This window comes from Actinoplanes sp. NPDC048791, from assembly GCF_040650095.1.
Taxonomy (GTDB): domain Bacteria; phylum Actinomycetota; class Actinomycetes; order Mycobacteriales; family Micromonosporaceae; genus Actinoplanes.
Window position 1 is genome coordinate 1 of the sequence record NZ_JBEZGQ010001349.1, and the last position, 1,913, is coordinate 1,913.

Genomic DNA, 1,913 nt, shown 5'->3' on the forward strand with positions numbered 1-1,913 from the left:
TTCGGCGAGGCGCTGGGCGGCCGCCCGGCCGGGGCGCTGCCCGCGCTGGCGAGCCGGGTCGGCGCCGTCGTGGAGCTGCACATCGAGCAAGGCCGGGCGCTGGAGGTGCCGGTCGGTGTCGCGAGCGCGATCTGGCCGCACGGCCGCTGGCGGCTGGACTTCACCGGCCACGGCGACCACGCCGGCACCACCCGGATGGCCGACCGGCACGACCCGATGCTGACCTTCGCGGCCACCGTGCTGGCGGCCAACGAGGAGGCCCGGCTGGCCGGGGCGCTGGCCACCATCGCCCGCGTCTCGGTGCAGCCCAACGCCACCAACGCGATCCCGTCGCTGGTGCGCGCCTGGCTGGACGCCCGGGCGGCGGACACCGCCACCATGGACCGGCTGGTCGAGACCATCCTCAAGCGGGCGGTCGAGCGCGCGGCCGACGACGGTACGCAGGTCAGCGTCGAACCGGAATCAGCCTCCCCCGAGGTCGCCTTCGACACCACGCTGGCGTCCCGGCTGTCCACGTTGCTGGGGGACGCACCGATCCTGCCGACCGGCGCCGGTCACGACGCCGGGGTGCTGTCCGCGCACGTGCCGACCGCGATGCTCTTCGTCCGCAACCCGACCGGCGTCTCGCACTCCCCGGCCGAGCACGCCACCGACGCCGACTGCACGGCCGGCGTCGAGGCGCTGGCCACCGTGCTCGGGGAGCTCGCGGCATGACGTACTTCGCGCAGTACGCCTGGGTCGGCGGGACGGTCGCGCGTGATGTCCGCATCGAGATCGAGGACGGGCGCTTCACCGCTGTCACCCCGGGCGCGGCGCCCACCGGCACCCTGCTGCCCGGGCTCGTGCTGCCCGGGCTGGCCAACGCGCACTCGCACGCGTTCCACCGGGCTCTGCGCGGCCGCACCCACGGTGACCGCGGCAGCTTCTGGACCTGGCGCGAGCTGATGTACGAGGTGGCCGGCCGGCTCGACCCGGACAGCTACTTCACCCTGGCCCGGGCGGTCTACGGCGAGATGGCCCTGGCCGGGATCACCTGCGTGGGCGAGTTCCACTACCTGCACCACGGCCCGGACGGCACGCCCTACGCCGACCCGAACGCGATGGGTCACGCGCTGATCGAGGCGGCCCGGGAAGCCGGCATCCGGATCACTCTGCTGGACGCTGTCTATCTGACGTCCGGGGTGGACGGTGAGCCGCTCGAAGGCGTCCAGCGCCGGTTCGGCGACGGCGACTACGACGGCTGGGCCACGCGTTTCGACGGACTGCGCGCGTCCGCGGGCGTGAAGATCGGCGCGGCCCTGCATTCCGTACGGGCGGTGCCGGTCGACGGGATGGCGACGTTCGCACACCGCACCGACGGGCTGCCGGTGCACGTCCACCTCTCGGAGCAGCGCGCCGAGAACGAGCAGTGCCAGGCCGTGCACGGCTGTTCGCCTACCGAACTGCTCGACAGCATGGGCGTCTGGCAGCCCATGACCACCGCGGTGCACGCCACCCACCTGTCCCCCGCCGACCTGGAAATCCTCGGCGACCAGCACGTCTGCCTGTGCCCGAGCACCGAACGTGACCTGGCCGACGGCATCGGCCCGGCCCGGGCGCTGGCCGACGCGGGCGCCCGGCTCAGCCTGGGCAGCGACAGCCAGGCGGTCATCGACCTCTTCGAGGAGGCCCGCGGCGTCGAGCTCGACGAGCGCCTCGCCAGCGAGCGCCGCGGTCACTTCACCGCCGCTGAGCTGCTGACCGCGGCAACGGCCACCGGTCACGCGGCGCTGGGCTGGGACGACGCCGGCACGATCGCGACCGGCCGGCGCGCCGACCTGGTCGCGGTGTCGCTGGAGAGCGTGCGCACCGCGGGCGTCGACCCGGCCGGCCTGGTCTTCGCGGCCACCGCGGCCGACGTCACCCACGTGGTC

General features: G+C 74.4%; 2 protein-coding genes. Both read left to right on the forward strand.

Annotated features, from left to right (window positions below):
* Window positions 1–714: M20/M25/M40 family metallo-hydrolase (locus AB0C29_RS46190; RefSeq protein ID WP_360834417.1), on the forward strand; the 714-nt coding region annotated here is incomplete at its 5' end.
* On the forward strand, window positions 711–1,913 hold a 1,203-nt coding region (locus AB0C29_RS46195), incomplete at its 3' end, for a formimidoylglutamate deiminase (protein WP_360834419.1). The genes AB0C29_RS46190 and AB0C29_RS46195, both read left to right, overlap by 4 nt.